Below are 23,572 nucleotides of genomic sequence, written 5' to 3'. Positions count from 1 at the left end.
GCGCTATGCTTATCCGGCCTACAATCTACAACCTCGCTTATTTAAATCCCACCACCGGATGCTGTTTGTACGGCGTTTCCAGCTCGGCAATCTGCTCCGGTTTCAACGTTAAATCTACAGCGTTGAGCAACTCATCCAGCTGTTCCTCACGTGAAGAGCCAATAATTGGCGCTGCCACGCCGGGTTTGCTCAGCAGCCAGGCCAGCGCAACCTGTGCCCGCGTTACACCCAACTCCTCACTGACACCGGTCAGTCGTGCGGCAATTTGCGCGTCGTTGTCATCGCTCTCGTTGTACAAATTTTTACCGACTTCATCGGAAACCAGGCGTGCGGTTGTTTCTCCCCAGGGGCGCGTCAGGCGACCACGCGCCAGCGGACTCCATGGGATCACTGCCACACCCTCCTGATAGCAAAGCGGCAGCATTTCGCGTTCTTCTTCGCGGTAGATCAGGTTGTAGTGATCCTGCATGCTGACGAACTGTGCCCAGCCGTGTTGCTTTTGTAAGGCCAGTGCCTGGGCAAACTGCGAAGCGTGCATGGATGAGGCGCCAATATAACGAGCTTTACCGGCTTTCACGACGTCGTTGAGCGCTTCCAGGGTTTCTTCAATAGGCGTGTTGTAATCCCAGCGGTGAATTTGCAGGATGTCCACATAGTCCATACCCAGGCGTCGGAGACTGTCATCAATCGAGCGCAGGATTTGTGCGCGGGATAATCCTTCCGCTAAATCATCAACCTGATGAAAAACCTTGGTAGCGACCACGACATCTTCGCGGCGGGCGAAATCACGCAGCGCGCGACCGACAATCTCTTCGCTACTGCCAGCGGAGTAGCTGTTGGCGGTATCGAAAAAGTTAATGCCGCCCTCAAGGGCGTGTTTGATTATCGGGCGGCTGCTTTCTTCAGGTAGCGTCCAGGCGTGATTGCCGCGATTGGGTTCGCCAAACGTCATGCAACCCAGGCAAAGGCGGGAGACCCGTAGGTCGGTTTTTCCTAAGATGTTGTATTTCATCAATCCACTCCTGCTTAGCTCGTGATGAATTAAGCATAGCAGGAGCGGGGAGGGGATTATGCCAGCCAGGCCTTGATTTTGGTCTCAATTCCGGCGGCATTCAGACCCAGATCGGCACGAGCTTCATCCTGAGTTCCCTGCGGAATGAAGAAGTCAGGCAGGCCAATATTCAGCACCGGGACGGGCTTACGATGGGCCATCAGTACTTCGTTTACGCCGCTGCCAGCACCACCCATAATGGCGTTCTCTTCAATGGTAACCAGCACCTCGTGTTGGGCAGCCATTTCAAGGATCAACGTTTCATCCAGTGGTTTCACAAAACGCATATCGACCAGCGTGGCGTTCAGCGACTCTGCGACCTGAGCAGCTTCCGGCATCAGGGTGCCGAAGTTAAGAATCGCCACTTTTTCCCCGCGACGTTTCACGATGCCTTTACCAATTGGCAGTTGTTCCAGCGGGGTCAGCTCAACGCCCACCGCGTTGCCGCGTGGATAGCGCACGACCGTTGGGCCGTCGTTGTAGTGATAGCCGGTGAACAGCATCTGGCGGCATTCGTTTTCATCGCTCGGGGTCATAATGACCATTTCCGGGATGCAGCGCAGGAAGGAGAGATCGAATGCCCCCTGATGGGTTTGTCCATCTGCGCCAACAATCCCTGCCCGGTCAACGGCGAACAGGACCGGCAGTTTCTGGATGGCAACATCGTGCAGCACCTGATCGTAGGCGCGTTGCAGGAAGGTTGAGTAAATGGCTACCACCGGCTTGTAGCCGCCAATCGCCAGACCGGCAGCAAACGTCACTGCGTGCTGCTCGGCAATCGCCACATCGAAATAGCGGTCCGGGAACTTACGTGAAAACTCCACCATACCGGAGCCTTCGCGCATCGCCGGGGTGATCGCCATCAGCTTATTGTCTTTCGCCGCGGTTTCGCACAGCCAGTCACCGAAGATTTTTGAATAGCTCGGCAGGCCGCCGCTGCTTTTCGGCAGACATCCGCTGGACGGATCGAATTTTGGTACCGCGTGGAAGGTAATCGGATCTTTTTCCGCAGGCTCGTAGCCACGACCCTTTTTGGTCATGATGTGCAGGAACTGCGGGCCTTTCAGATCGCGCATGTTTTTAAGCGTAGTGATAAGCCCCAGCACGTCGTGACCGTCTACCGGACCAATATAGTTAAAGCCCAGCTCTTCAAACAGCGTACCCGGCACAACCATGCCTTTGATGTGTTCTTCGGTACGTTTGAGCAGCTCTTTAATCGGCGGCACGCCGGAGAAGACTTTCTTCCCGCCTTCGCGCAGCGAGGAGTAGAGTTTGCCAGAGAGCAGCTGTGCCAGATGATTGTTCAGCGCGCCGACGTTCTCTGAAATCGACATTTCGTTGTCGTTGAGGATAACCAGCATGTCGGGCCTAATATCGCCCGCGTGGTTCATCGCTTCAAACGCCATCCCTGCGGTGATGGCACCATCACCGATCACACATACGGTACGGCGCTCTTTACCTTCTTTCTCGGCGGCAACGGCAATACCAATACCTGCGCTGATGGAGGTTGAGGAGTGCCCAACGCTCAGTACGTCATACTCGCTCTCACCGCGCCATGGGAACGGATGCAGGCCGCCTTTCTGACGAATGGTGCCGATTTTATCGCGGCGGCCAGTCAGAATTTTGTGCGGGTAAGCCTGATGTCCCACATCCCAGATTAACTGGTCAAACGGGGTGTTGTAGACATAGTGCAGCGCGACGGTGAGTTCCACCGTGCCCAGACCAGAGGCGAAGTGCCCGCTGGAACGGCTTACGCTGTCGAGCAAATAGCGGCGCAGTTCGTCGCAAAGCTTTGGCAGGCTCTCTTTTGGCAGCAGGCGTAACTCCTGGGTGGAGTCGACCAGCGCCAGGGTCGGGTATTTGGCTATATCAAAACTCATCGCAAGCTCATGGGATATGTTGGTTTATTTATCACGCTGGATTATGTAGTCCGCTAGCGCTTCCAGTGCCGAGGTATCGAGTGACTGTGCGGCCAGCAGACTTAGCGACTGGCGGGCATCCTCGATTAAATCCCGGGCTTTATTCTGGGCTTGCTCAAGACCCAGAAGTGCAGGATAGGTACTTTTGCCAAGCTGCTGGTCAGCACCCTGACGTTTACCCAATGTTGCAGTATCGCCTACCACATCCAGGATGTCATCCTGAACCTGGAAAGCCAGACCGATGCTTTCTGCGTATTTGTCGAGTATTGGCAGGCATTCTCGCCCTTTATCGCCAGCACTTAACGCCCCCAGACGCACGGCGGCGCGAATCAATGCCCCGGTTTTATGGCGGTGAATCCGCTCCAGCGCATCCAGCGCAACCTGATGACCTTCAGCTTCCAGATCCAGCGCCTGACCGCCGCACATACCGGCGATACCGCTGGCCTGAGCCAGTTCAGAGATCATCGCAATGCGGTCACGGTCAGATACTTCCGGCATTGGGGCGTCGCTGATAATAGAGAACGCCAGCGTTTGCAGCGCATCTCCGGCCAGGATCGCGTTTGCCTCACCAAATTTTACGTGGCAGGTCGGCAGACCGCGGCGCAGGTCGTCGTCATCCATCGCGGGCAAATCATCGTGCATCAGCGAATAGGCATGAATGCATTCGACGGCGGCAGCGGGAGCATCAAGCGTACTCAGGCTGACACCAAACATCTGACCGGTCGCATACACCAGGAACGGGCGCAGGCGTTTACCGCCTAATAATGCGCCATATTGCATGGTCTCGACCACGGGAGTGTTCTGAAAGGGCAGTGGCGCGATAAAACGGCTCAGTGCCTGATTGGCCTGCTCAACGCAAGCCTGTAGCTGCTGCGTAAAATCCATTTACTCATTATCCGGTGTAAAAGGCGTAAGGGCGGCGTCTTCAGTATCTGACAGCAGGATTTGTACGCGCTGTTCAGCCTGTTGCAATTTGACCTGTCCCTGACGCGCCAACTGTACGCCACGTTCGAATTCGTTCAACGCTTCTTCTAACGGCAGGTCGCCGCCTTCCAGACGGGTAACAATTTGTTCCAGCTCGCTCAGCGCGGTTTCAAAACTGGCTGGCGCTTCATTTTTCTTCGGCATAATGAATGTCTGACTCTCTGTATTGGCAGCACAAGACTATGGTAACGGACTCGCACTGATAAGCAAATAACGCGCAATGTGCACAGTAGCCGCGTGATGGTGATATACTTGCGCGCCTGGATGCAGTCGCGGGTATGGGCTGCTGTATTTTTTTCCATTACAAGTCATTCAGACTTGCCTAAGAACCATTGCCGCCATGAAGTTTATCATTAAATTGTTCCCAGAAATCACCATCAAAAGCCAATCTGTGCGTTTGCGCTTTATAAAAATTCTGACAGGGAACATTCGTAACGTTTTAAAGCACTATGATGAAGACCTTGCCGTTGTCCGCCACTGGGATCACGTTGAGGTTCGCGCTAAAGATGAAAGCCAGCGCCTGGATATTCGCGACGCGCTGACCCGTATTCCGGGTATCCACCACATTCTCGAAGTAGAAGACGTGCCGTTTACCGATATGCACGATATTTTCGAGAAGGCACTGGTGCAGTATCGCGATCAACTGGAAGGTAAAACCTTCTGTGTACGCGTTAAGCGTCGCGGTAAGCATGAGTTTAGCTCCATTGAGGTGGAACGTTATGTTGGCGGTGGACTGAACCAACATATTGAATCTGCACGCGTGAAGCTGACGAAGCCGGATGTGACCGTTAATCTTGAAATCGAAAACGACCGTCTGCTGCTGGTTAAAGGCCGCTATGAAGGTATTGGTGGTTTCCCGATTGGGACGCAGGAAGACGTGCTGTCGCTGATTTCCGGCGGTTTCGACTCCGGCGTGTCCAGCTATATGCTGATGCGTCGCGGCTGCCGTGTACACTATTGCTTCTTTAACCTTGGCGGCGCAGCGCATGAAATCGGCGTTCGTCAGGTGGCACATTACCTGTGGAACCGCTTCGGTAGTTCGCATCGCGTGCGTTTTGTTGCGATCAACTTTGAACCGGTGGTCGGTGAGATCCTGGAGAAAGTTGATGACGGCCAGATGGGCGTGGTCCTCAAACGTATGATGGTACGCGCGGCGTCGAAAGTCGCTGAGCGCTACGGCGTACAGGCGCTGGTAACCGGTGAAGCACTGGGCCAGGTGTCCAGCCAGACGCTGACCAACCTGCGCCTGATCGATAACGTATCAGACACCCTGATCCTGCGTCCGCTTATCTCCCATGATAAAGAACACATCATCAATCTGGCGCGTGAAATTGGTACCGAGGACTTTGCCCGTACCATGCCGGAATACTGCGGTGTGATTTCAAAAAGTCCGACGGTGAAAGCGATCAAAGCGAAGATTGAGGCCGAAGAAGAAAACTTCGATTTCTCTATCCTCGATAAAGTGGTTGAAGAAGCGAACAATATCGATATTCGCGATATCGCCCAGCAGACGCAGCAGACCGTGGTAGAAGTGGAAACCGTGAGCGGCTTCGGCCCTAACGATGTCATTCTGGATATCCGTTCTGTGGATGAACAGGATGATAAACCGCTGAAGGTTGAAGGCGTGGACGTCGTTTCTCTGCCATTCTACAAGCTGAGCACTAAATTCGGCGATCTGGACCAGAATAAAACCTGGCTGCTGTGGTGTGAACGCGGAGTGATGAGCCGCCTGCAGGCGCTTTATCTGCGCGAGCAGGGCTTTGAAAACGTGAAGGTATATCGTCCGTAATTGTGGTTTGCCCCGGCTTTACGCGCCGGGGCAACGCTAATCTTGCAGCTGAAGTGATGCAATGCTGTTGACCAATTGATTAGCAATCTGCGGAATAGCTTCGGCACTAAAAAAACCCATCGTTACAGCAATTGCAATGAGCTCACCTTTACTATTCTGAAGCGGACAAGCGATAGATTGCGCTCCAGGGATCCCCTGAGTTGGGTTGTAACGCACGGCATATCCCTGCGATATTATTTGTTTAATTAACTGTTTCTGCGCCGGATTTTGTGCCTGATAACCAGAAAAACTCATAAAAATTTGCCCTGCTGCACTGGCATGAAGTGGAACCTGCGTATTGGGCAGAAAATCGATATCGACGTTTCGAAAACTGCGATTGTAATGTTTGAGTATTAATCCGTTATCAGAGACAACGACGACTCCAGTAGAGTGGTTAAAGGTATCGCGAAAAGCAACCAGCATAGCGTTGAGCTCGTTAATCGCATTGCGTGTACCCGTTGGCGTCCCAGCCAGCTGCAGTGCAGTTGCACCCAGGCTGTAAAGCCCCTTTTCGTTTTGACATAGCATGCCTGTTCGGCAAAGTGAAACCAGATATTTGTGTAACCTGCTTTTCGACAAACCACATCCAGTAGCGATATCGATTGCCCTCGCTTGACCATTTTGACTGGCAACAAATGTCAAAATGCTGACGGCTATATCAACCGAATTTACCCCTTGTGATGTTTCAGTCATATGCGTTCTCTTTTTAGATACCTAGCGATTATATCATCGAGTCAGAAACAGGACTGCTTTCGCAATTCAAAAAGATCACTACCTCTAAGTGATTAGATCATGATTCACCTCAAGTTAATCATTAGTGAACCTTGATTCACTAATGATTAACTTTATGGAGGGGAAACCATGGATGCTTTGAGCAATATACGTTTAAAAAGAAGAACCCTGTTAAAAGGGCTAGGTGTAGTGGGTTTAGCTACATTAGGGCCAACCTTTCTCGGATTACGCCAGGCCAACGGTGCGCCGTTGCCCCGGTTTCGTCTTCAGCAATCGGATTACATGACATTTCGTTCGACCTGCGCAATGGAATGTCTGCATTGCAATCTGACTGCTTATGTCTGGAAAGATCGCTTGATGAAAATTGAAGCAACGAAAGGTTTTAACGTGAAATGTTGCTTACGAGGAATTAGCCGAACGAAGTGGGTGTACCACCCTCTACGTTTGACGCAACCGCTGCTGCGTACGGGGGAGAAAGGTGAGGGGAAATTTAAGCCAATTTCCTGGGATGCCGCACTGGATCTCATTGAAAAGAAAATCAGAGACACAATCGCGAGTGATGGCAATAAAGGCTTATTGTTAACTGCCGCCTCAGGGAACATGGACTCTATCAAGAATGATATGGGGAAAGCATTTTTTGATTATCTTGGCGGATCGACAAAACATGCTGGTTCACTATGTTGTGCTGCCGTCACCGCCGCGATGATACCAATGGTGGGTTTACGCTATGCGGATACCCGAGACACGATACCAGCAAGCCGCTATATCCTCTGCTGGGGAAATAACCCTGCCGTTACGATGCATGCTTACTTCAAGGATTATTCACACGCGCAACGTAACGGGGCGCGCATGGTCGTTATCGATCCTCGTTTTAACGAAACCGCAGCTAAAGCGGATGAGTGGGTGCCTATTGTGCCGGGGACGGATATCGCGCTGGCGCTGGGGATGATCAACATTATTATGCAGGAAAAACGCTATGACGCGGATTTTCTGCGAGCGCACACCGGTGCGGTTTATCTGGTGGATGGACAACAGAAATTAATGCGAGCCGACCCGCAGGATACGGACAGTTATCTGGTGTTTGATACCCTGACACAAAGCGTGAAGCGACATGATGCGCCGGGCGTTATTCCTGCATTGCTGAATGATGAACTGCCCCACGAGAGTGATTTTACGACCGTACTGGATAACGTTTGGACGCAGGCTAAGCCCTGGACAACACAGAAAGTCGAGCAGGAAACGGATGTGCCAGCGCAAACGGTGTTACGTCTGGCGCGAGACTATGCTTCCACGCAACCTGCGATGATTGTTCAGAATATGTCTGGAGCGCAGAGAACCGAATTTGGTACTTACGTAGCTGCCAGCCAATTTTATCTGGCGCTGATAACCGGCAATATCGGTAAGCCTGGTGCTGGGGTCTGTGATGCGGGCGGGGTCAGGCAAATGGCGAAATTTTCGCCCATTATCCCCCCCGCGCCAAATGCTGCCAAAGTTCCATCGATCCCCATTTCTAAAATTGGGGACTGGATCGTTAACGAAAAACCTCATCCAATAAAATTCTGGTGGAACATGACACTGGGGGCAATGACGCAGTTGCCGAATACAAATCAGGTCAGAGAAGCCTTTAAAAAAGTGCCATTTGTCGTAGTGGCAGACAATTTGATGAGTTCGTCTGCACTGTATGCCGATTTGGTGCTGCCCGTGACGACCATTTTTGAAGATGTCAGTTTAATGGCGGGGGTACGCAGCCACTATGTACAACTGATGGAGAAAGCGGTGGAACCACCGGGAGAAGCTAAACCGGATTACTGGATATTTGCACGCCTGGCCGAACGTTTTGGATTTGGAGACGTCTTTAATCAGCCCATTGAACATTACATTGATACTTGCCTCAAAGGGTCGGGTATCACCCGCGAAATGTTAAAAAAAGGGCCGGTATGCCCCGTTAAAGAAGACTGGATCCCCTTTAAGGATGGGCAGTTTTGTACCTCAACCGGAAAGGCGCATTTTTATATTGAGGAGTGGGCCAAAAAAGACTTCCTGCCGGTAGTGACCTGGAAACAGGTGAAAGAGTCAGTGAAAGGTTCACCTGAGCTGGCAAGCCACTATCCGTTAATGGCGGTACAGCGCAAACTGGCACGTAGCGTACATTCGAGCCACGGTATGAATGAATGGATCCTCGAGGTTCAGCGTAATCGTCCAAACGTTATGATTCACCCAGAAGATGCCCATAATCGTCAGATCCAGGCCGGAGAGTGGGTTGTTGTGTTTAATCATCGTGGAGAGCATAGAGCAATTGCCGATGTTACAACGCATATAAAACGGGGAGTTGTGAGCCTGGATAACGGCTGGTGGGAGCAACAGGGGGGAAGTAGCAGCCACGTCACCAACGATCAGGTCGAGTTGTTGGGCAATGGACACTGTTGTAACAGTACGTTAGTTGACGTGAGAAGGGAGGCTTAATCATGACGAAACAGTATGGATTTCTTATTGATATGCAAAACTGCTATGGCTGTAAAACCTGCAGCATGTCCTGCAAATCAGAAAATATGACGCCGCTTGGTGTGTTGTGGCGGCGGGTGCGTGAGCGCAATACGGATGAACCTAATACTCAAGCTTTTATCAGCATGTCGTGTAACCATTGCGATGACCCTCAGTGCATGAAAGTGTGCCCTGCCGGGACTTATACCAAACGAGCTGACGGAATTGTTGTACAGGACCACGAACGTTGTATCGGTTGCCGGATGTGTATTATGGCCTGCCCCTGGAGTGCACCGGTTTACGATGCGGAAGAGGGGAAAACCAGTAAATGTAATTTGTGTGCGGAACGCCTGGATGAAGGTTTGCAACCACGCTGTGTTGAATCGTGTCCCGCGGGGGTTTTACGATTTGGCGAGATAGAAGATCTTCGCAAAGAGCATACCACCCAATGGACGGTACTAGAGAAGCGCTACAACTTACCCGATCACAATATCAGTAAGCCCAATATTGTGATTATTGCGCCACGGGACTGAGGAGAGAGAAATGGAACACTATGAATTGCCATTAGTCTTTTTTACGGTCTTTGCTCAATGGGGGATTGGTGGTGTCCTGGCACTAACGTTGTGTCAGAATTTTGGTACGCTGAAATTCAATGCTGAACAATATCGTAGGCTGGCGCTGTTATTTTGGGTCATCACTGTGCTGGGTTCTTTGGCATCCCTTGTTCACTTGGGAACACCTACTGGCGCATACCGCTCAATAGCTGGGTTGGGAATATCCTGGTTGAGCCGGGAAGTGGTGGCATTTATCGTATTGAATGCCGTAATATTTTGTTGGCTAGCGCTATGCTGGCTCAAGCCTGAGCACCCTGGAGTGAATCTTCTGGGTGGCGTAACGGCGCTTGTTGGTCTTGTGTCAATTTTTGTGACGTCTCAGGTCTATTATCAAATGGCACTACACCCGCTTTGGCATACTCTGGCCACGCCGCTTGGCTTTCTGGCAACGGCGGTGTTGCTGGGTTTTATGAGTGTGGCGGTGGCAGGTGGCTATTGGCATAAATCCTCTTCACCGGTGTGTAATGCAGGGATCATAATTGGAATCGTGTTGACGGCGAGCGGGTTGTGGTTTCGCTATCATGTGCCTGGTGCTGATGCGTCAAGTCCTCTGCTATGGTGGCAGCTATTTTCCAGCATCTGTGTTGCTGTGTGGGGAATATCGCGTCTGAAATATAGCCAGCAGAGTTGGGTATGGGTCGTATTAATGGCGACGGGTGAACTGGCGGGAAGAATGTTGTTTTATAGCAACGTTATGAGCGGAGCACCTTGGTTTTAAATCTTTTACCGGATGGTTTCAACCATCCGGTAAGCATGTTTATTCGTAATAGTTATAGATTCCCGCGGCCATCACCAGTTGTGATGCCACCTCGTAAGCTTTTTCGCGACTCACCAGCAGATCAATGATTTTCAAACCGAAATCGATGGAAGTCCCCGGTCCCTGGCTGGTTAACAGGTTGACACGTGGATCCCATACCACTCGTTTGTCCTGCCACTGATCGGCAGGGATTTTGTCTTTCAGCGCCGGAAAACCGGTCATGTTACCGATGGGGAAAATATCGTGCGGAACGAGTACGGTGGCGGCAGCGGCACAGATTGCCGCGACAATGCGCCCGGAGCGATGAAACTGTTTCACGGTTTCGACCAGCAGAGGGCTATCGCGAAAACACTCGGCGCCTTTAATACCGCCCGGCAGCACGATAATGTCGAAATCGCCGTCAGCAACTTCGACTAATGGTGCATCCGCCAGCAGCTTCACTCCGCGTGAGCACACAATAGTCAGGCCACCATCGCTGGCGACGCTGGCGGTTGTGACCTTAATTCCGCCGCGAACCAGCAGATCGATAGTGGTGACCGCTTCGGTCTCTTCACTACCAGGGGCGAGACATACCAGTGCTTGAGCGCTCATACTCACTTTCCTTTCTCTTAACCATTTCAAACAGGTGGGCATTTTCCGGAACGGCGATGCCGTGCGCGCGGGCGCGTTTTAACAAATAACCGGTAATGTAGTCGATCTCAGTATGGCGCAGGGCACGAATGTCTTGCAGCATCGATGAGATATTTTCCGCCGTACTGTCAATCACTTGCTCGACATAATTGCGTAAATCATCCGCTGATGTATGGTGGCCTTCGCGTTCAATAACCGCGGCCACTTCCTCGCAGATGAGTGCTATTTTTTCAGGATGATGACGTAACTCGCCGTTTGGGCAATCCCATAATGCGGTCAGCGGGTTAATGACGCAGTTGACGGCCAGCTTGCGCCACAGCTCGGCACGAATAGTGTCGTGCCAGGCGACATCCGGTAGCACTTCTTGCAGGACTTCAGCCAGATAACTGAAATCACCGTCTTGCTCACGCGCGGGACCAATCCTTGTGGTTCCCTGAGCGACATGAATGATGACGTTCCCGTCACGGCGTGCCGCGTGGGTGGTGGTGCCCATCAGCAGAGGTTGCTTAATGCTATGCAGTTCCTCAATTGTCCCCATGCCGTTGTGAATCAAGAGAATGGGTGTGGTTTCAGGCAGGATTGCAGCCAGGCTTTTTACCGCATCAGAAACCTGCCAGGCTTTCAGGGTAACCAGCAGCAGGTCGCTTTTTGCCAAAAAGTCAGGGTCGTTTGCCGTCAGGGATTCATTAAAAACTGACCCGTCCGTGTCGATCAGGTTTACGCTGCAATAGGGTTGCGGTACGCGTAGCCACCCCTGCACCTCATGTCCATATTTGCATAGCGCGGTAAGCCAAAGCTGTCCTAGCGCTCCACATCCCAGTACGGTAATTTTCATTCTTCCTCCTCACCTGCAACAGCACCAGGTGTTAATCCATATCGGCCGTACCCCATTATTGTTCGCAGGTATCAGTACCACGTACAATTAAAGGATACAGCCTAGTATAGCGCTGTCTGTTGTGTAACTTTGCAGGTATTATGCTTCGCATCAAAAATGAAGGGAGAGGAAAAGATGCCATCTTTCGATATTGTTTCTGAAGTTGATCTTCAGGAAGCCCGTAACGCGGTAGATAACGCCAGCCGCGAAGTGGAGTCACGCTTTGATTTTCGTGGCGTTGAAGCGACTTTTGAGCTGAATGAGTCAAATAAGACGATTAAGGTGTTGAGCGAGTCTGATTTCCAGGTCAATCAGCTGCTGGATATTTTACGTGCCAAGCTGCTGAAACGCGGCATTGAAGGCACGTCGCTGGACGTACCAGAAACCTTTGTGCACAGCGGTAAAACCTGGTTTGTTGAAGCTAAGCTGAAACAAGGCATTGAAAGCGCAGTGCAAAAGAAAATCGTTAAGCTGATCAAAGACAGCAAACTGAAGGTGCAGGCGCAGATTCAGGGCGAAGAAATCCGTGTAACCGGCAAGGCGCGTGATGACCTGCAATCCGTCATGGCACTGGTTCGCGGCGGCGATCTCGGTCAACCGTTCCAGTTCAAGAACTTCCGCGATTAAGTCGTTATGTCAGATGGCGTGATCCGCCATCTGACAAATCTCATCTTTACGCCTGGCTGATGGCCTGCTCAACCTCAAATCGATTGGTGACTTTGCTGTCGATTTTCACGTAGGCCGAATGCTCTTTCGCCACAATTAAGACTTCGCTTATCCCTTCTTTTGCCAGCAGGCGCTGCTTTAACGTGTCATCGGCGGCAATCTCCGGTGGAATTTCCACACGCAGGCTGCTGACATACGGCGGCTCTTTCATTGTACTTGCCACAACTAACCAAACTGCCGCCAGAAGCGCACCGGCCAGGAATACGGCCTGACCATCAAACATTTCAACCACCCAACCGCCGAGCGAACCGCCAATCGCCACGCCAAGAAACTGGCTGGTGGAGTAAACGCCCATCGCCGTGCCTTTATAGCCAGCCGGAGACTCTTTACTGATAAGTGAGGGGAGGAGGGCTTCCATCAAGTTGAAGGCGAGGAAGAATATCTGTACGCCGGCAATCAGCCCCCAGAAATGAATGTTTGCGCTCCACAATACAATCTCTGCAATAAGTATCAGTAACACGCAGGCGAGGAACACGCGTTTCATCTTGCGCTTCACTTCGGCGTAAATGATGAACGGCACTACGGAAACAAAGGACAGCAGCATCGTCACCAGATAAATTTTCCAGTGCTCTGCGGCGGGGAAGCCCGCTTTCGCCAGTTGGCCTGGTAAGGCGACAAATGTGGACATCAGCAAAATGTGCAGGCACATGATGCCAAAATTGAGCTTCAGCAGCTTTGGCTCCGCCAGCACTTTGCTGAAGCTGCCTTTTACCATGCCCGACTCGCGGTTCAACACGTGGGTAGTGCTATTGGGAACGACCCAAATGGTTAGCACAATACCCGTGGTAGCAAGAGCTGCGATCATCCAGAACAGCGCGTGTAGTCCCAGCGCATGGGTAACGATTGGTCCTAGCACCATCGCAATGGCGAAGGTGATACCAAAGCTGACGCCGATAAACGCCATCGCTTTGGTACGGTTTTGCTCACGGGTTAAGTCGGAAAGTAGCGCCATTACGGCAGCAGCAATCGCGCCAGAACCTTGTAGGGCACGACCAAGAATAATGCCCCAGATTGAATCGGAGAGGGCGGCAATTATGCTGCCGAGAACGAATACCGCCAGCCCGCCGACGATAAGTGGCTTACGACCAATGCGGTCAGAGAGCAGGCCAAAGGGGATTTGGAAAACGGCTTGCGCCAGACCATATATGCCGATGGCAAGGCCTATCAGCGCTTCGCTGGCACCCTGTAGCGCCATACCGTATGTGGTCAGAACCGGCAGGACCATAAACATGCCAAGCATGCGCAAAGAGAATACGGTCCCTAAACCCCAGGTGGCGCGCAACTCACCGGGCGTCATTTTGTAATCGTTCATTCCCACCTCTGTATTAATTTCGCGCCTAGTGTAAAGCGGGGAAGGAGTGCGGTAAACCTCTACGATATGTGGAATTGTGTTGTGGGATAATTGAAATAATTACCTATGCAACTAATTTACTTGTGATAATTACGGGCGTAGTCTTTTTGTGGTTGTTTCTAATGGAAAGAGGGAAAAGGAAAATGGTATTTCGCGATAAATATAACCCATTGCTTCAAGCTGATGTTTGTATTCAATGGACATCATTCTAGTGAGTATTCAAGACGATGTGTTAAAAATTTTCAGGGAAGAAATACCTGGGTATTTGGATGAAAACTGGAAGGAGGTTCCTTTAGAACTCGACACAGATTTATTCGATGAGCCACGAGACGATCTCTCAGATGCAATTGAAGAGTTCCGGAAAGTATTCAACGTTGATTTATCGGAAGTAGACTGGACCCGCTATTTCCCCTGGGAAAACACGCCACTTTTGGCACGATGGTTCAAGGTTAAACGGGAGGAGGTTGAAGCAACACGTTTACCTTTAACCGTAAGGATGTTTGCGGAGTCAGCAGAGGAGGGGAAATGGTTGTTTGAGATCTGGCCTGATGAGCAAAAAGACGAGACCTGACGCTCTCAAAATCACGTAGTAAGTAAAAAGGGTGCCGAAGTACCCTTTTAGCATTCGCTGAATTTACCCAACCCAGGTCAACAGGTTGTGTGAATTATGCATCATAAAGTCTAATGATATCATCATATTAGTACGACCCAAAGATCGCATACAGTGGACATCCTTCTGATGAGAAATTATGAAGCTGAAGTTATTGAGTACATCATGAAGAATTACCCAATCAGGGAACGTTGGTTCAGACCTGGTCTTAAGCAGGTCACTAAAGAATGGACCCTTGAGGATGATTTTCAGTTTGTTCCGGAAGATGCGTATGATTTTTTAGCTGATTTATTTGAGCATTTTGATATTGAATACTCGAAGTTTGATGGAAGGAATTATATTGAACAAGAATACCCTTTCTGGCGAAAAGATCCTCCTGAAATTGAGTTAAAGCCTTTGACAGTAGGTATGATTATCGAGTCAGCAAAGGCTGGGAAATGGCTCTATGACTGAATAATATTCCTGCCAATAAAAAGGGTGCCGGAGCACCCTTTTCGTATCTGCAGATTCTTACCAGACGTAAGTCAGCAGGTTCTGCGAGTTTGGCACCATAAAGTCGACGGACATCATCACGGAAAGCGCGGTAATGGCGATGATGGAGAAACCGAACAGCTTGCGCGCCCAGACTCTGTCATCTTCCACTTTATAACCGCGCAGCGCCATGCCCAACCACCAGACGCTCACCGCCGCTGCAACAATCAGGTATTTATAACCTGCATAGCCGCCCAGGGTTAGCATCAGCGTGGCGATAGCAAACGCCACGATGTACAGCGTGATATGGTTCTTCGCGACCGAAATACCTTTCACCACCGGCAGCACCGGGATGTTGGCAGCCTGATAATCCTTGAAGCGGAAAATCGCAATCGCGTAAGAGTGCGGCATCTGCCACAGGCTGAAAATAGCCAGCAGAATCAACGCACCGCTATCGAACACACCGGTTACGGCACAGTAGCCAATCACCGGCGGCGCAGCGCCGGAGAGTGAGCCAATCAGCGTACCGTAAACGGAATGGCGCTTCATGTACAGGCTATAAACGCCCACATAGACCACGAAGCCCATTACCCCCAGCCAGCAGGCCAGAGGGTTCGCGCCAAACCACAGCAGCATAAAGCCAGCAATACCCAACAGGGTGGCGTATACCAGCGAGACCGCAGGGGAAATCAGACCTTTAACCAGCACGCGGTTTTTGGTCCTCTCCATCTTCCTGTCGATATCCCTGTCGATGTAGTTGTTAAATACACAACCCGACGCCACAACCAGTGACACCCCAACCAGCGTGTAGATAAACAGGGGATAATCAATGCTGCCTTTTGAGGCCAGCAGGAATCCCCCAATCACCGAGATCAGGTTGCCAAAGATGATGCCTGGTTTCGTTACTTGCAGGTATTGCTTAAACATCATAATCGCCGCTCTTAGTGCATCATCATGTTGTAGTTAAGGTTCCACATAATCCAGATGGAGCCCACAACCAGGATGGCGATGATTAGCACAGTAAAGACGAAGGCCGTCATGTTCCAACCTTCATCAGATTTGCTATTCATGTGCAGGAAGCACACCAGGTGCACCAGAATCTGTACCACTGCCATTACCAGAATAGTTCCCAGAATGACGGCCGGAGAGGCAGAACCTGTCATCACCATCCAGAACGGAATGACCGTCAGGATGATCGACAGGATAAAACCTGTCATGTAGGTTTTTACGCTGCCATGGGATGCGCCGCCGCTCTCGTTAGAATGACTCATTACATCGCCCCCATCAGATAAACAACAGTGAACACACAGATCCACACCACATCAAGGAAGTGCCAGAACAGGCTCAGGCACATGATGCGGGTACGGTTAGTACTGGTCAGGCCGCGACGAGCAACTTGCACCATCAGCACTGCCATCCAGATAAGACCGGAGGTGACGTGCAGACCGTGCGTGCCGACCAGCGCGAAGAACGCAGACAGGAAGCCACTGCGATCCGGGCCCATACCGTTAACAATCAGGTGATGGAATTCATAGAGTTCCATCCCGATGAATCCGGCACCGAACAAGAAGGTCAACGCCAGCCAGGAGATAACCTGGCTCTTGTTGTTCTTGTACATGGCAATCGCTGCCATGCCGTAAGTAATGGAGCTGAATAACAGCAGGAATGTTTCAACCAGAACGAACGGCAGTTCAAAAATGTCCTTACCTGTCGGGCCACCTGCGGTGCCGTTCACCAGAACGGCATAGGTTGCAAACAGAATAGAGAACAGAATGCAGTCGCTCATCAGGTAGACCCAGAATCCGAAGATCTTGGTCTGGCCTGCATCGTGGTGCCCGTGTTCGTGCGCGTGGGCAGTCGCGTGCGTTAAAGTATCAGTTGCCATTTTTCAGCCCTGCCTTAGTAATCTCATCGAAATGCTGGTTTTCCAGTTTTTCGACTTCCGGGACCGGCACGTAGTAATCCACGTCTTCATCAAAGCTTTTCACAATCCAGCTGATGATCATGCCTGCGAAGCTTGCAATCGCCAGCCACCAGATATGCCAGATCATGGCGAAACCAAACAGTGTTGCAAAGGCGGTAATGACGATACCGGCACCGCTGTTCTTCGGCATATGAATTTCTTCATAGTGCGCAGGCTGCTTGTACGCTTCACCTTTTTCTTTCATTTCCCAGAAGGCATCACGCTCGTGAACGTGCGGCACAACGGCAAAGTTATAGAACGGAGGCGGGGAAGAGGTTGCCCACTCCAGCGTACGACCACCCCATGGGTCACCGGTCAGGTCACGGTTCTGCTCGCGGTCGCGAATAGAAACGAAGATCTGAATCAGCTGGCACAGGATACCCAGTGCAATCAGCGCGGCACCGCAGGCGGCAACGACCAGCATCGGATGGAACTGCGGATCAATCTGCTGGCTGAGGCGACGGGTCATACCCATGAAGCCCAGCACGTACAGCGGCATAAATGCTACGAAGAAGCCGATGATCCAGAACCAGAATGCGCGTTTACCCCAGGTTTCGTTCAGCGTGAAGCCAAACGCTTTTGGCCACCAGTAGGTCATACCTGCGAAGCATCCAAATACGACGCCGCCGATGATAACGTTATGGAAGTGCGCAATCAGGAACAGACTGTTGTGCAGAACGAAGTCCGCACCCGGCACCGCCAGCAGTACACCGGTCATGCCGCCGACTGAGAAGGTGACGATAAAGCCAATCGTCCACAGCATTGCTGAGTGGAATACGATACGGCCCTGATACATGGTGAACAGCCAGTTGAAGATCTTCACCCCGGTCGGGATGGCGATAATCATAGTGGTGATACCGAAGAAGGCGTTTACGTTAGCGCCTGCACCCATGGTGAAGAAGTGGTGCAGCCAAACAACGAACGACAGAACGGTGATACACACGGTTGCCCACACCAGCGAGGTGTAACCAAACAGACGTTTACGCGAGAAGGTTGCCGCGATTTCGGAGAACACACCGAAGACTGGCAGAACCAGAATGTACACTTCCGGATGGCCCCAGGCCCAAATCAGGTTGATGTACATCATCATGTTGCCGCCCATATCGTTGGTAAAGAAATGGGTGCCCAGATAGCGATCCAGGGTTAGCAACGCGACGGTAACCGTCAGGATTGGGAAAGAGGCGATAATCAGGATGTTCGCGCACAGAGATGCCCAACTAAACACTGGCATCTTGAACATGGTCATTCCTGGTGCACGCATCTTAATGATGGTCACAAAGAAGTTGATACCGGTCAGGGTTGTACCAATACCGGACAACTGGACTGCCCATATCCAATAGTCGACCCCGACGCTTGGACTGTACTCTATTCCCGAAAGTGGCGGATACGCCAGCCAACCGGTCTGCGCGAATTCACCCACGCCCAGAGAAAGGTTAACCAGGATTACGCCGACAACGGTGAACCAGAAGCTCAGGTTGTTCAGGAACGGGAATGCAACGTCACGAGCGCCGATCTGCAGAGGAACCACCAGGTTCATCAGACCGATAACAAATGGCATTGCCACGAAGAAGATCATAATCACGCCGTGAGCCGTGAAGATCTGGTCGTAGTGGTGAGGAGGCAGGAAGCCTGCTTCACCTGCAGAAGCCAGCGCTTGCTGACTACGCATCATGATGGCGTCGGCAAAGCCACGAATCAACATGACGATTGCGACGATGACATACATGATGCCAAGGCGTTTGTGGTCAACCGAAGTTAGCCACTCTTTCCACAGGTAGGTCCACTTACCGAAGTAAGTGATAAGGCCCAGTAAGGCCGCACCACCGATGATAATGGCAGCAATCGTAACCATGACAATAGGTTCATGGAACGGCACTGCATCCAGCGTCAATTTTCCGAACATCGTATTCTTCCTCGGCCCCTTAGTGAGCGGATTCCGCGTGGCTCATGTCCATGCCTTCCATGCCTTCGTGTGCACTGTGCTCACCTTCGGGTTGGGTCATGTCCATGCTCTTACCGTGAGCCATAAATTTGTTAATAACGTCTTTAAACAAATCCGGTTTCACGTTGGAGAAATATTCCACCTGGTTGTATTCGCTTGGCGCAGCCACTTTCTCGAACGCAGCCATGTCGCTCATGGTGTTCGCGGACTGTTTAGCTTTAGCAACCCATTGGTCGAATTCGGCGCGGTCCTTTGTTGCGATAGCCTTGAACTTCATACCGGAGAAGCCTGGTCCGCTATAACTTGCGGAGATACCATCATAAGTACCGACTTCGTTGGCGATCAGATGCAGTCGAGTCTGCATACCGGCCATGGCATAAATCTGGCTACCCAGACGCGGGATAAAGAAGGAGTTCATCACGGAGTTGGAAGTCACTTTGAATTCAACCGGAGTATTCGCCGGGAAGGCGATTTCATTCACGGTAGCGATACCCTGTTCCGGATAGATGAAGAACCATTTCCAGTCCATGGAAACCACTTCGATGGTAATGGGCTTCTCGTCATGCGCCAGCGGTTTGCTTGGCTCAAGAGCGTGAGTGGTTTTCCATGTCAGCACTGCAAGGAAAATGATGATTAAGATCGGCACCGTCCAGACCACAGCTTCCACTTTATTGGAGTGTGACCAGTTCGGGCTGTACTTCGCATCTTTATTGCTTGCACGATACTTCCAGGCAAAACCAACAGCCATCAAGATGGCGGGAATAACGACAATCAACATCAGGCCAAATGCCGTCAGTATCAATGACCGTTGTTCCAGTCCAATCTGTCCTTTAGGGTCAAGCAGCGCAGAATTACAGCCACTGAGTAATGCAGTGCCTGCAATTAATGACAACCATCCCAAACTTTTATTGTATTTCCTGAGTCTCATTTAACGACCTCAATTCCACGGGACCGGGTGGCGTTTAAAGTGTGAGGGCATTTTACGGGAAGGTTACATTACTGTAAACATCTCTAGATCTGTGTTACTTGGTTCTGCCGTGCATGTCACATATGTTGCAATATATGTCGCTTTGGCTTTAAGAACCTGTTGCAACATCACGTTATAACGAAAGCGGGCAGGTGGAGGGCGTACTGAGGGCAATTGGTATAACCAATACGAAAATAAAACAATTGCTTAACAATTGATTATCAATAAACGGACAATTGAAGAACAAAAAATAAAACTATCGTGGCTGAATCGAGTAAGGAAAATAGTATATATAAAAGGCGTCAATAATTTCCAAATTCTTTGGCGCACAAAATAACAAATATTATTTTTAGCAGTTGTTGCTTATTTCGCCGTTATAATTACGCAGGGTGATTACAACGACCAAATATGCTCGTCATACTTCAAGCTACGGGTGTGTTGGCAATAACTCGGCCCATCCTGGGCCTCACCCTTACGGGCGCTGTAAACAGCGTTCAAATTCGTTCCCGACGAATTTGTCCTCGCTCACCCCAGTCACTTACTTATGTAAGCTCCTGGGGATTTGCTGCGTCGCCGCCTTCCCGTAACTCGAATTATTTAGAGCATAAATACGCAACATCACGCCAGACGGGTTTTACGCAGTGCCAGATAATCCAGCAATCCACCAAAAACGACCCCGCAGACCGCGACCACTACTGAGACTTCAAGCAGTTCCGGCAGGAAGGAGAAGTTGGTGTAATCCAGCGCGTTCATGGTTAACAGCAGCAGCCAAACCAGCAGCAGGCAGCAGCCCGCAACCAGCGTCATTAATGCCAGACTGTACGCCCCACGAAATTCCGTGCGTGGAATAAAGCTCTCATTTTGCCAGCTATGTTCCAGAGTCTGGCGGCATACCAGCAGCAGTATCAGACCGGGAATCGCGGCAAACACCGAGAACAGATAAAACGTCGGCCAGCCGTGTGCTTCGACAAACCAACCCGCTACCGGGCCAACATAAACGCGGCCAACGGCAGAAAGCGCGGAGAGGAGGGCGAACTGGGTCGCTGAGAAGGACTTATTGCACAGCGTCATTAATAAGGCGACAAATGCTGCCGTGCCCATTCCACCGCACAGGTTTTCAAAGAAGACGGCGGCCGCCATGCTGAACATGTGTTTGTCCGTGATGGACAGTAGCCAGTAGCCCGCATTCGACGCCCCTTGCAGGATGCCGAAAATAAGCAATGCGCGGAACAGCGAAAGGCGCTGCATCAGGATCCCGCCGTACAGCGCGCCAACAATGGTGGCCAGTAGCCCCAGTGTTTTATTCACCACGCCAACTTCACCGGCATCAAACCCAACGCCGCGGATTAAAAAGGTGGTGGTCAGGCTCATGGCGAAGGCATCCCCGAGCTTATATAGCACAATAAGCAGTAAGATCAGCCAGGCGTTGTTACGACCAAAGAAGTCGCGCAGCGGAGCCGCAACCGCCTGTTCCAGCGTTTTAGGCACCGGAATGGTGTCAGTCGGTTCGGGTGCTAACAGGGTGGCGATGATACAAGGAATCAACAGCGCAGCCATCAGCCAGTACATCCCTTGCCAGCCCAGCCAGCGATCGGCCATCCACAGGGCCAGTCCGCCTGAAACCAGCATCCCTAATCGATAGCCCAGCACGCTGATAGCCGCGCCGGTGCCGCGGTCTTCTGCGGGCAATACGTCGGTTTTCCAGGCATCAAAGACGATATCCTGCGATGCAGAGCAAAATGCGATCACTACTGCGAGTGCAGCCATCCAGCGTAACTGTGTGCCAGGCTCCAGAAAGCCCATCGCGGCGATAGAAATTAACAACAGCACCTGGGTCGCCAGCAGCCAGCCGCGACGTCGACCTAAAAACGGTGGCGTGTAACGGTCCATCAACGGGGACCAGAGAAACTTAAATACGTAGGCCTGACCGACCAGGGAAAAGAAACCGATGGTTTTAAGATCGATATTCTCGACCGTCATCCATGCCTGAAGCGTACCGGAGGTGAGTGCGAGCGGTAAACCGGAGGCGAACCCCAGAATGAGCAGGATAGCTGAGCGTGGCTGCTGAAAAATACGTAAGTAATGACTGGACATGGGCTTCTATAGGCCCGACGAACGCCGGGCCATATGGGCAGAAATTAACGAGCGTTCTGCTTGATGAAATCGTGAATGCTGGTGTCCTGAGACATATCAGCGATGGTATCGGTCAGTACGCTGTTAACGGCATTAGCGATATTTTTGTTAGAGGCCTGCAGGGCACCTTCAACAGAATAGCTTGCGCGGTAGTTTTTGGTCATCTTGTTGCCGTTAGCGGCGGTCGCGATGATAGCGATGTCTGCTTTGGTGGCGATGTTATAGCGTACGCTACCCTGAGACACGTCAGCATACAGTTGGCTAACGATGATTTGCAGATTGACTGCACCGTTCGGTCCAATCATATAACCGCGTGCGGTCATCTGTTTTTCCAGAACTTCTTGCAGCAGGAAACGCAGATCGCGGGACGCGGTCAGGGTCACCAGTTGGTTGTCACGGGTGACTTTTGCCAGTGCTTGATCCTGACGCTGGTCGGCACCGTTGATGCTAACGGTCACGCCCATCAGGCTCGGGTCCTGCTGCGGCAGGGTAATTTTCGGGGAGACTTCAATAGTGGTCGGCGGTGTTGCGCATCCAGCTAACATAAACAGTGCGACAAACGGGACGAGGATTTTTTTAAACATGCCAGGGCTCTCAGCGAATCTAAATTGTATGGTTAGAGAAAATTCCCGCCATCATAACATCGCCAACGATGAGGGGAAGTGGGTAACGCATGTAAATTCATTGTGTTGTCCGTTTTATGACTTTGTGGAGACTATAAACGGACTTTTTGCAATAAATTGAAGTGAGGAATCAGTGAACTTCATCCGTTTGAATGAGAAAATCAGACAAGCGCTAATTTTTTGTTGCTAAGGTGTAATGAAAACGGTAAAAGCGGCTAGTATTTAAAGGGATGGGTGACATCTCAGCGTTGTCGGAGGAAAAATTTCATGATGATTCGTGAGCAAATAGAAGAAAAATTAAGGGCAGCGTTCGAACCCGTGTTCCTCGAAGTTGTGGATGAAAGCTATCGTCACAATGTCCCGGCTGGTTCTGAAAGCCACTTTAAGGTTGTACTGGTTAGCGATCGCTTTACAGGTGAACGTTTTCTTAATCGTCATCGGATGATTTACAGCACGTTAACGGCGGAGCTTTCCACAACCGTTCATGCGCTTGCCCTGCATACCTACACTATTAAGGAGTGGGAAGCGTTGCAGGATACGATTTTTGCATCGCCTCCGTGTCGCGGGGCGGGAAGCATCGCGTAAAACGGATTTGCAACAACCGACGCTTTTCCAGTATGTTGCTACAGATTATGTGAAAACGGCCTGCGGGCCGTTTTGTTTTGTCTGAATTCTGGGGCAGTCGTACAGTATTCAGACAAAAATTAGCCGGGAATTGTGAAAAAAGCCGCAGCAACGCGCGATAACCGTTCTCGACTCATAAAAGTGATGCCGCTATAATGCGCGTCTTATTTTTCGGAATGTCTTCGGGATGATTCTGACGACAGGGAATGTGATTGCTTATGAGAACATCCCAGTTCCGCGAAGCCAACAACCTGTGCTTGCGGAGAAGAGTTGACCGAGCACTGTGATTTTT

The 23,572-nt window shown here is 51.1% G+C and carries 23 protein-coding genes; 8 read left to right on the top strand and 15 right to left on the bottom strand.

The features are described from left to right. Positions 1-37 precede the first annotated feature (37 nt). From yajO to xseB, 4 genes are read right to left on the bottom strand one after another with little or no spacing between them, the layout of a single operon-like run. Positions 38-1,012, bottom strand: coding sequence for a 1-deoxyxylulose-5-phosphate synthase YajO (yajO, locus tag OGY83_RS10875; protein ID WP_063941303.1), 975 nt, complete (start codon positions 1,010-1,012; stop codon positions 38-40). A 56-nt stretch (positions 1,013-1,068) separates the two neighbouring features. Continuing rightward, entirely contained in the window at positions 1,069-2,931 is a 1,863-nt protein-coding gene (dxs, locus tag OGY83_RS10870) for a 1-deoxy-D-xylulose-5-phosphate synthase (protein ID WP_193135105.1), read from the bottom strand. 24 nt (positions 2,932-2,955) lie between these two features. Next, the gene (ispA, locus tag OGY83_RS10865) at positions 2,956-3,855 is read right to left on the bottom strand and encodes a (2E,6E)-farnesyl diphosphate synthase (RefSeq protein WP_286635857.1); all 900 of its coding nucleotides are present in this window, start codon (positions 3,853-3,855) and stop codon (positions 2,956-2,958) included. Continuing rightward, entirely contained in the window at positions 3,856-4,098 is a 243-nt protein-coding gene (xseB, locus tag OGY83_RS10860; protein ID WP_003021586.1) for an exodeoxyribonuclease VII small subunit, read from the bottom strand. It lies immediately after the preceding gene. 196 nt (positions 4,099-4,294) lie between these two features. On the opposite strand from xseB, the gene thiI reads away from it, so the two are divergent. Continuing rightward, positions 4,295-5,743, top strand: a complete 1,449-nt coding sequence (thiI, locus tag OGY83_RS10855; RefSeq protein ID WP_045440518.1) for a tRNA uracil 4-sulfurtransferase ThiI — start codon at positions 4,295-4,297, stop codon at positions 5,741-5,743. A gap of 36 nt (positions 5,744-5,779) precedes the next feature. Here the strand turns inward: thiI and OGY83_RS10850 are convergent, their stop codons facing one another. Beyond that, the gene (locus OGY83_RS10850) at positions 5,780-6,475 is read right to left on the bottom strand and encodes an IclR family transcriptional regulator (RefSeq protein WP_286635856.1); all 696 of its coding nucleotides are present in this window, start codon (positions 6,473-6,475) and stop codon (positions 5,780-5,782) included. Positions 6,476-6,643: 168 nt separating this feature from the next. Between OGY83_RS10850 and OGY83_RS10845 the strand changes: the two genes are divergently transcribed. The 3 genes from OGY83_RS10845 to OGY83_RS10835 are packed head-to-tail and all read left to right on the top strand — an operon-like array spanning position 6,644 to position 10,327. Then, positions 6,644-8,977, top strand: coding sequence for a molybdopterin-containing oxidoreductase family protein (locus tag OGY83_RS10845; RefSeq protein WP_286635855.1), 2,334 nt, complete (start codon positions 6,644-6,646; stop codon positions 8,975-8,977). 2 nt (positions 8,978-8,979) lie between these two features. Beyond that, complete coding sequence (locus OGY83_RS10840; RefSeq protein WP_286635854.1) at positions 8,980-9,528, top strand: 4Fe-4S dicluster domain-containing protein; 549 nt, start codon at positions 8,980-8,982, stop codon at positions 9,526-9,528. Between the two features lie 10 nt (positions 9,529-9,538). Continuing rightward, on the top strand, positions 9,539-10,327 hold the full coding sequence (locus OGY83_RS10835) for a dimethyl sulfoxide reductase anchor subunit family protein (RefSeq protein WP_286635853.1): 789 nt from the start codon (positions 9,539-9,541) through the stop codon (positions 10,325-10,327). Between the two features lie 39 nt (positions 10,328-10,366). Here OGY83_RS10835 and yajL read toward each other — a convergent pair whose 3' ends face one another. Continuing rightward, positions 10,367-10,957 carry a protein deglycase YajL gene (yajL, locus tag OGY83_RS10830; RefSeq protein ID WP_079938381.1) on the bottom strand — a complete coding sequence of 197 codons (591 nt, stop codon included), beginning with the start codon at positions 10,955-10,957 and terminating at the stop codon, positions 10,367-10,369. Further along, entirely contained in the window at positions 10,920-11,831 is a 912-nt protein-coding gene (gene panE, locus OGY83_RS10825; RefSeq protein ID WP_286635852.1) for a 2-dehydropantoate 2-reductase, read from the bottom strand. The genes yajL and panE overlap by 38 nt, the downstream gene beginning before the upstream one ends. Before the next feature lie 174 nt (positions 11,832-12,005). Here panE and OGY83_RS10820 point away from each other — a divergent pair, with 174 nt between their 5' ends. Further along, a complete protein-coding gene (locus OGY83_RS10820) occupies positions 12,006-12,497 on the top strand; it encodes a YajQ family cyclic di-GMP-binding protein (RefSeq protein ID WP_003831002.1) in 492 nt (163 codons plus the stop codon). 46 nt (positions 12,498-12,543) lie between these two features. Here the strand turns inward: OGY83_RS10820 and OGY83_RS10815 are convergent, their stop codons facing one another. Then, complete coding sequence (locus OGY83_RS10815) at positions 12,544-13,908, bottom strand: MFS transporter (RefSeq protein WP_079938379.1); 1,365 nt, start codon at positions 13,906-13,908, stop codon at positions 12,544-12,546. A gap of 235 nt (positions 13,909-14,143) precedes the next feature. Between OGY83_RS10815 and OGY83_RS10810 the strand changes: the two genes are divergently transcribed. Both OGY83_RS10810 and OGY83_RS10805 read left to right on the top strand, forming a co-directional pair. Continuing rightward, positions 14,144-14,518: a DUF1493 family protein gene (locus OGY83_RS10810; RefSeq protein WP_079938378.1), complete on the top strand. Its 375-nt coding sequence runs from the start codon at positions 14,144-14,146 to the stop codon at positions 14,516-14,518. 168 nt (positions 14,519-14,686) lie between these two features. After that, on the top strand, positions 14,687-15,010 hold the full coding sequence (locus tag OGY83_RS10805; RefSeq protein WP_071696878.1) for a DUF1493 family protein: 324 nt from the start codon (positions 14,687-14,689) through the stop codon (positions 15,008-15,010). Positions 15,011-15,067: 57 nt separating this feature from the next. Here the strand turns inward: OGY83_RS10805 and cyoE are convergent, their stop codons facing one another. The 7 genes from cyoE to OGY83_RS10770 form a co-directional block, all read right to left on the bottom strand. Beyond that, on the bottom strand, positions 15,068-15,958 hold the full coding sequence (gene cyoE / locus OGY83_RS10800; protein ID WP_100194043.1) for a heme o synthase: 891 nt from the start codon (positions 15,956-15,958) through the stop codon (positions 15,068-15,070). An 11-nt stretch (positions 15,959-15,969) separates the two neighbouring features. Then, the gene (locus OGY83_RS10795) at positions 15,970-16,299 is read right to left on the bottom strand and encodes a cytochrome o ubiquinol oxidase subunit IV (RefSeq protein WP_079938377.1); all 330 of its coding nucleotides are present in this window, start codon (positions 16,297-16,299) and stop codon (positions 15,970-15,972) included. After that, positions 16,299-16,913 carry a cytochrome o ubiquinol oxidase subunit III gene (locus tag OGY83_RS10790; protein ID WP_003831007.1) on the bottom strand — a complete coding sequence of 205 codons (615 nt, stop codon included), beginning with the start codon at positions 16,911-16,913 and terminating at the stop codon, positions 16,299-16,301. Before OGY83_RS10790 ends, OGY83_RS10795 begins: the two co-directional genes overlap by 1 nt. Next, positions 16,903-18,894: a cytochrome o ubiquinol oxidase subunit I gene (gene cyoB, locus OGY83_RS10785; RefSeq protein ID WP_003831008.1), complete on the bottom strand. Its 1,992-nt coding sequence runs from the start codon at positions 18,892-18,894 to the stop codon at positions 16,903-16,905. Before cyoB ends, OGY83_RS10790 begins: the two co-directional genes overlap by 11 nt. A 19-nt stretch (positions 18,895-18,913) precedes the next feature. Further along, positions 18,914-19,861: a cytochrome o ubiquinol oxidase subunit II gene (gene cyoA, locus OGY83_RS10780; RefSeq protein ID WP_286635851.1), complete on the bottom strand. Its 948-nt coding sequence runs from the start codon at positions 19,859-19,861 to the stop codon at positions 18,914-18,916. A gap of 657 nt (positions 19,862-20,518) precedes the next feature. Further along, a complete protein-coding gene (gene ampG / locus OGY83_RS10775; protein WP_063941308.1) occupies positions 20,519-21,994 on the bottom strand; it encodes a muropeptide MFS transporter AmpG in 1,476 nt (491 codons plus the stop codon). 44 nt (positions 21,995-22,038) lie between these two features. Continuing rightward, positions 22,039-22,617, bottom strand: a complete 579-nt coding sequence (locus OGY83_RS10770) for a lipoprotein (protein WP_286635850.1) — start codon at positions 22,615-22,617, stop codon at positions 22,039-22,041. Between the two features lie 306 nt (positions 22,618-22,923). Here OGY83_RS10770 and bolA point away from each other — a divergent pair, with 306 nt between their 5' ends. Further along, the gene (bolA, locus tag OGY83_RS10765; protein ID WP_003021619.1) at positions 22,924-23,241 is read left to right on the top strand and encodes a transcriptional regulator BolA; all 318 of its coding nucleotides are present in this window, start codon (positions 22,924-22,926) and stop codon (positions 23,239-23,241) included. The last annotated feature ends 331 nt before the right edge of the window (positions 23,242-23,572 follow it).

This window comes from Citrobacter sp. Cpo090, from assembly GCF_030332665.1.
GTDB classification, from domain to species: Bacteria; Pseudomonadota; Gammaproteobacteria; order Enterobacterales; family Enterobacteriaceae; genus Citrobacter; species Citrobacter portucalensis.
Note: the sequence above shows the minus strand (reverse complement) of the source record. Positions and strands in the feature narration are given on the sequence as shown.

What these genes read in the sequence shown, in the direction of transcription:
- cyoA (WP_286635851.1), bottom strand. Translation starts at nt 19,861, where the DNA reads ATGAGACTCAGGAAATACAATAAAAGTTTGGGATGGTTGTCATTAATT.
- OGY83_RS10805 (WP_071696878.1), top strand. Translation starts at nt 14,687, where the DNA reads ATGAGAAATTATGAAGCTGAAGTTATTGAGTACATCATGAAGAATTAC.
- xseB (WP_003021586.1), bottom strand. Translation starts at nt 4,098, where the DNA reads ATGCCGAAGAAAAATGAAGCGCCAGCCAGTTTTGAAACCGCGCTGAGC.
- OGY83_RS10840 (WP_286635854.1), top strand. Translation starts at nt 8,980, where the DNA reads ATGACGAAACAGTATGGATTTCTTATTGATATGCAAAACTGCTATGGC.
- yajO (WP_063941303.1), bottom strand. Translation starts at nt 1,012, where the DNA reads ATGAAATACAACATCTTAGGAAAAACCGACCTACGGGTCTCCCGCCTT.
- thiI (WP_045440518.1), top strand. Translation starts at nt 4,295, where the DNA reads ATGAAGTTTATCATTAAATTGTTCCCAGAAATCACCATCAAAAGCCAA.
- OGY83_RS10850 (WP_286635856.1), bottom strand. Translation starts at nt 6,475, where the DNA reads ATGACTGAAACATCACAAGGGGTAAATTCGGTTGATATAGCCGTCAGC.
- OGY83_RS10770 (WP_286635850.1), bottom strand. Translation starts at nt 22,617, where the DNA reads ATGTTTAAAAAAATCCTCGTCCCGTTTGTCGCACTGTTTATGTTAGCT.
- ispA (WP_286635857.1), bottom strand. Translation starts at nt 3,855, where the DNA reads ATGGATTTTACGCAGCAGCTACAGGCTTGCGTTGAGCAGGCCAATCAG.
- panE (WP_286635852.1), bottom strand. Translation starts at nt 11,831, where the DNA reads ATGAAAATTACCGTACTGGGATGTGGAGCGCTAGGACAGCTTTGGCTT.
- OGY83_RS10820 (WP_003831002.1), top strand. Translation starts at nt 12,006, where the DNA reads ATGCCATCTTTCGATATTGTTTCTGAAGTTGATCTTCAGGAAGCCCGT.
- OGY83_RS10795 (WP_079938377.1), bottom strand. Translation starts at nt 16,299, where the DNA reads ATGAGTCATTCTAACGAGAGCGGCGGCGCATCCCATGGCAGCGTAAAA.
- bolA (WP_003021619.1), top strand. Translation starts at nt 22,924, where the DNA reads ATGATGATTCGTGAGCAAATAGAAGAAAAATTAAGGGCAGCGTTCGAA.
- OGY83_RS10845 (WP_286635855.1), top strand. Translation starts at nt 6,644, where the DNA reads ATGGATGCTTTGAGCAATATACGTTTAAAAAGAAGAACCCTGTTAAAA.
- OGY83_RS10815 (WP_079938379.1), bottom strand. Translation starts at nt 13,908, where the DNA reads ATGAACGATTACAAAATGACGCCCGGTGAGTTGCGCGCCACCTGGGGT.
- ampG (WP_063941308.1), bottom strand. Translation starts at nt 21,994, where the DNA reads ATGTCCAGTCATTACTTACGTATTTTTCAGCAGCCACGCTCAGCTATC.
- cyoE (WP_100194043.1), bottom strand. Translation starts at nt 15,958, where the DNA reads ATGATGTTTAAGCAATACCTGCAAGTAACGAAACCAGGCATCATCTTT.
- OGY83_RS10810 (WP_079938378.1), top strand. Translation starts at nt 14,144, where the DNA reads ATGGACATCATTCTAGTGAGTATTCAAGACGATGTGTTAAAAATTTTC.
- OGY83_RS10790 (WP_003831007.1), bottom strand. Translation starts at nt 16,913, where the DNA reads ATGGCAACTGATACTTTAACGCACGCGACTGCCCACGCGCACGAACAC.
- dxs (WP_193135105.1), bottom strand. Translation starts at nt 2,931, where the DNA reads ATGAGTTTTGATATAGCCAAATACCCGACCCTGGCGCTGGTCGACTCC.
- yajL (WP_079938381.1), bottom strand. Translation starts at nt 10,957, where the DNA reads ATGAGCGCTCAAGCACTGGTATGTCTCGCCCCTGGTAGTGAAGAGACC.
- cyoB (WP_003831008.1), bottom strand. Translation starts at nt 18,894, where the DNA reads ATGTTCGGAAAATTGACGCTGGATGCAGTGCCGTTCCATGAACCTATT.
- OGY83_RS10835 (WP_286635853.1), top strand. Translation starts at nt 9,539, where the DNA reads ATGGAACACTATGAATTGCCATTAGTCTTTTTTACGGTCTTTGCTCAA.